Origin of the sequence: Listeria cossartiae subsp. cossartiae, from assembly GCF_014224155.1 — a bacterium.
In the GTDB taxonomy this organism is placed as follows: Bacteria; Bacillota; Bacilli; order Lactobacillales; family Listeriaceae; genus Listeria; species Listeria cossartiae.
Genome location: NZ_JAASUI010000008.1, coordinates 1 through 4,904 on the forward strand (window position 1 = coordinate 1; position 4,904 = coordinate 4,904).

The 4,904-nt window shown below is 40.2% G+C and carries 5 protein-coding genes; all 5 read right to left on the bottom strand.

Annotated elements, in window-relative coordinates; translation table 11 throughout:
• Positions 1 to 334: 334 nt before the first annotated feature.
• Positions 335 to 1,831, bottom strand: coding sequence for a lysine--tRNA ligase (lysS, locus tag HCJ30_RS14135; protein ID WP_185392792.1), 1,497 nt, complete (start codon positions 1,829 to 1,831; stop codon positions 335 to 337).
• Positions 1,832 to 1,945: 114 nt separating this feature from the next.
• Positions 1,946 to 2,941 carry a tRNA dihydrouridine synthase DusB gene (gene dusB / locus HCJ30_RS14140; RefSeq protein WP_003723750.1) on the bottom strand — a complete coding sequence of 332 codons (996 nt, stop codon included), beginning with the start codon at positions 2,939 to 2,941 and terminating at the stop codon, positions 1,946 to 1,948.
• Between the two features lie 75 nt (positions 2,942 to 3,016).
• A complete protein-coding gene (gene folK / locus HCJ30_RS14145; RefSeq protein ID WP_185392794.1) occupies positions 3,017 to 3,496 on the bottom strand; it encodes a 2-amino-4-hydroxy-6-hydroxymethyldihydropteridine diphosphokinase in 480 nt (159 codons plus the stop codon).
• Entirely contained in the window at positions 3,489 to 3,863 is a 375-nt protein-coding gene (gene folB / locus HCJ30_RS14150) for a dihydroneopterin aldolase (protein WP_185392796.1), read from the bottom strand. The genes folK and folB overlap by 8 nt, the downstream gene beginning before the upstream one ends.
• A gap of 13 nt (positions 3,864 to 3,876) precedes the next feature.
• Positions 3,877 to 4,692 (bottom strand): dihydropteroate synthase, encoded by an 816-nt coding sequence (gene folP / locus HCJ30_RS14155; protein WP_185392798.1) that lies wholly within the window; start codon positions 4,690 to 4,692, stop codon positions 3,877 to 3,879.
• Positions 4,693 to 4,904 lie beyond the last annotated feature (212 nt).

A 4,904-nucleotide genomic window follows, 5' to 3' on the forward strand; every position in this document is an offset into this window, starting at 1 on the left:
TTCTGCCCTGCGATTACCAGTGAGACTTTACGTCTCATTGCTTTTCGTCTTCTTTTTTGTTCAGTTTTCAAAGGTCACTTTTTCTTCTTCGTTGCCTTTAGCAGCAACTCTTATATCTTACTCTATCTAGTTATCAAAGTCAAGATGTTTTTTCAAAAAAATTTAATTTCCTGAATCGCATTTTGCATTTGTTTAACTGGAACGTTTATAAATATATCATGTTTTTATGGGTATTGCAAGCATATTTTAAGAAAAAGTTTCTCTTTGGCAAATTTGTTTTTTTCTGAGAAAACAACAAAATCCAGAACCGATATTATCAGCTCTGGATTTTTTATTAATCGCGATGTTTCATTGTTGGGAATAGTAGGATGTCACGGATAGATGGAGCGTCTGTTAATAGCATTACTAGACGGTCTATACCTATACCTAGTCCACCTGTTGGCGGTAATCCGTATTCTAATGCTTCAAGGAAATCTGCATCCATTCCGTGCGCCTCGTCATTTCCTTGTTCACGTTCTTTTATTTGCGCCTCAAAACGTTCTCTTTGGTCAATCGGATCATTTAACTCTGAGAAGGCATTTGCGTGTTCGCGGCCGACGATGAATAATTCAAAACGGTCAGTAAAACGTTCGTCTTCTTTATTTTTCTTAGCTAAAGGAGAGATTTCTACTGGGTGTCCGTAAACGAATGTCGGTTGAATTAGTTTTTCTTCTACGTATGTTTCGAAAAACTCGTTAAGAATGTGGCCGTATGTCATATGTTCCGTTACTGGTACATCATGTTTTTTAGCTAGTTTGCGCGCTTCTTCATCAGAAGTTACGTTCCAGAAATCTACGCCTACATATTCTTTTACTGCATCCGCCATGTGTACACGGCGCCAGTTCGGAGTTAGGTCTACTTTGTATTCGCCGTATGTTATTTCTGTTGTTCCGTTTACTTGTTTACATACAGTGGATACTAAACCTTCTACTAAGTCCATTACATCTTCGTAATCTTCGTATGCTGCGTATGATTCTAGCATTGTAAATTCAGGGTTGTGGCGTGTGGATGTTCCTTCATTACGGAAAACACGTCCGATTTCGTATACTTTATCCATCCCGCCAACGATTAGGCGTTTTAGGTGTAGTTCTAAAGCGATTCGTAAGTATAATTCCATATCAAGCGCATTATGGTGTGTGATAAATGGTTTTGCAGCGGCTCCACCAGCAATTGTATGAAGTACTGGAGTTTCTACCTCTAGGAACCCTTGGTTATCCATATAATCACGAGTGTATTTCAAGATTTTACTACGCATTACAAAACGGTTTTGACTTTCTTCGTTTGTAATTAAGTCTAAGTAGCGTTGACGGTAGCGTTGTTCTACGTCTTTCAAGCCATGATATTTATCAGGAAGCGGGCGTAATGATTTGGAAAGCAAAGTGAATTCTGTTGCTTTAACCGAAAGTTCGCCTGTATTAGTGCGGAAAATAGTTCCTTTTATACCAATAATATCTCCTAAATCAGCTAATTTGAAAATAGCATATGCATCTTCACCAATAGCATCTTTGCGGATATAGATTTGTAATTGATGGAAACGGTCTTGAATATGCGTGAAACCTACTTTACCTTTTACACGCTTTGTCATAATACGTCCTGCTACAGAAACTTCGATAGCAGCTTCTTCAAGTTCTTCTTTTGATTTATCAGCGAATTTTGTTTCAAGTTCTTCCGGGCTGATGGAACGGATGAATTTTTCGCCAAAAGGATCTATGCCTTCTTCGCGTAATGTGTCCACTTTTTCGCGACGGACGATGAGTTGGTCATTTAGTTCTTCATGATTCTCGTTACTCATATAGGTACACTCCTATTCTTTTCATTTCTACAGATGTTTCCATTATACGCTTTTTTGGTGTTGTTTTTCTAGTATAAATTTAAAAATTGCCCCGAAATCTCGAGGCAACGATAATTAGTCTTGTTTTGCTAACGCTTTTTCTTCATATTGGAGAACAAATTCATTTAAAATTGCTTCCATTTCTGATTGTTTTGTTGCTTGGTTAGCAGCTACTTTAGCGCGAGTGCTTCCGCGAGCGCCTTTTAGGTAGTATGCTGCGTGTTGTCTGAATTCGCGAACTGCGATGTTTTCTCCTTTTAACTCAACTAAACGGTTTAGGTGTAGCATGGCAGTTTGCATTTTTTCACGTGGTTCTGGTTCTGGGAGAAGTTCGCCTGTTTCTAGGAATTTTACTGTACGATAAATCATCCATGGGTTTCCTAGGGCAGCTCGGCCGATCATTACGCCATCTGCGCCGGTATGTTCTAGGATTCGTTTGGCGTCTTCAGGTGTTCTTACGTCACCATTGGCCATGAACGGGATTTTTAGTTCGCGTTTTACGTCTCTAAGTACGTCCCAGTTCGCGCTACCTTCATACATTTGCACACGAGTACGGCCGTGCATTGCAACCGCAGCAGCTCCGGCACGTTCAGCAGCAAGTGCATTTTCGATTGCAAAGACATGTTCCTCGTCCCATCCAATGCGCATTTTCACTGTTACTGGTTTATCGACAGCGTCCACTACAGCAGCTACCATGTCGTACACTTTATTTGGGTCAAGTAGCCATTTTGCTCCAGCTTCACATTTGATAATTTTGTTTACCGGACAACCCATATTGATATCAATAATATCGGCCGTCGTATTTTCAGCTACGAATTTTGCGGCCTCTACAAGCGTTTCTTTCTCGCCACCGAAAATTTGTAGGCTCAGTGGTTTTTCTTTTTCATCAATATATAGCATATCAAGTGTTTTAGCATTGCGGTATGCGATTCCTTTGTCGCTAATCATTTCACAGCAAACGAGGCCTGCTCCGAATTCTTTGACTGTTAGACGGAATGCGGAATTGGATATACCGGCCATTGGCGCCACAACTACTTGGTTCTTAATTTCTACGTTACCTATTTTAAACATAAATGGTAAACCCCTTCCTCTTAAATTGCGCTAGTGATATGTTATCATAATTAAGTTTTTCTGCAAGTGCCAATTTTACCAGTTGACTTGATTTTTTATTTTCCGAACACCTTGCTCTTCCAAAATGGCTGGATTCGCTAAAAAATTGCTTTTTTCTGGTGAAATTTCTATTAATGGAATCATTACGAAGGCGCGTTCTTTCATATAAGGATGTGGGATTTTTAGCTTTTCTGTGTCGATTTTAACATCATCATATAGTAGAACATCAATATCGATGAGGCGCGGGCCCCATTTAAACAACCGAACTCGCCCCAATTCAAGTTCGAGCGCCAGGCAAAAATCTAGTAAATCAACTGGGGTAAATTTGGTTTCGATTTCTGCTGCGATGTTTAAAAAGGCTGCTTGGTCTTCATAACCCACTGCGTCTGTTTCATAAACACTGGATACATTAGTGATTTTAATTTGATTTGAAGCAGCTAGACCTCTTAGCGCATCATTTAAATTTTCTAAACGTTCGCCGATATTTGTACCAATGGATAGAAACGCTTTAGCCATTCAAATCACTTCTCTTACGTTCGATTTCTACGGCAACAGAATCGTAATGTCCCGGAATTGGCGGATTTGGTTTAATAAGTTTTACCGTTACTTCTTCTAAAAGTGGGTATCCGACTAAAACTTCGGTTGCGATTTTTTCCGCAAGTGCTTCGATTAGTTTAAATGGTGTACCTTCTACTATGCCTTTCACAGTTTCATACACTTCTGCATAGCTGACCGTATCTTCTACGCTGTCCGACATTCCGGCTTTTTTTGTAGAAAGCCCGAGAATAAGCGACACTCTGAACGTTTGTCCTAATTTTGTTTCTTCTGCTAAAACTCCGTGGTATCCGTAAAACACTAATTCATTTAAATAAATTTTATCCAATTAAAGCACCTCTTTATAATTTTGTAATATCTAATTTGCCAGTTATCGCATCCGTCATCCGAACCATGCGCGCAATTGGAAGAACATCGTGCACGCGAGTAATTGTACAACCTTTTGCAAAACCGTAAACTGTTGTCGCGCCCGTTCCTTCCATTCTATCTTCTGGCGTGGTCCCTAGAACAAGACCTATCGTTGACTTTCGGCTCGTTCCGAGTAAGACCTCATAGCCAAGCTCAACAATTTCGTCGATGCGGCGTAATACTTCTAAATTCTGAGCTGGTGTTTTAACGAAACCAAAACCCGGATCAAGTATGATATGTTCATCCGGCACCGAGGCCGCTTTTGCAATCGCAACGCTTTCTAATAAGTCGTTTTTTACGTCTTCTAGAAAATTTTCATATTGCGCGTTATCCCGATTGTGCATTAGGCAAATTGGCACGCCGTATTTTGCAGCAACTTCCGCAATTTTCGGTTCTTTTTTCGCGCCCCATTGATCATTTATCATATCAGCACCAGCTAGAATTGCTTGCTCCGCTACTTCTGCACGCCAAGAATCAACAGAAATCCATATATCTGGAAGCTTCTCTCTAACAGCTTTAATGACCGGGAGTATCCGCGCCAGTTCTTCTTCAGGTGTTACTTCTGAAAAACCAGGTCGTGTAGAAATTCCGCCAACATCAATAATCGCGGCTCCATCTTCGGCCATTTGCACAGCTCGAGCCACAGCTTCTTCTACTTGCATATATTTTCCACCATCCGAAAAAGAGTCTGGTGTAACGTTCAATATTCCCATCACCATACCTAAGTGATCCCTTTTCCACTTTTTCAAGCCCAAACACCTCTTTCCGAGATTTATTATAGCAGAATTCAGTGATTTTAGCGCACAAAAAAACCGATGCGGAAAAGGGAGTAAACCGCATCGGTCAAAAAGGGAGTTTGGGATCTTCATTCTAAAAGGGGGGAGAAGAATGAAAATGTTTTGCTTGTTGTTAGCTTATAAATATATATTAACCAATTTTTTGGTGGATATGCTGTGATTTT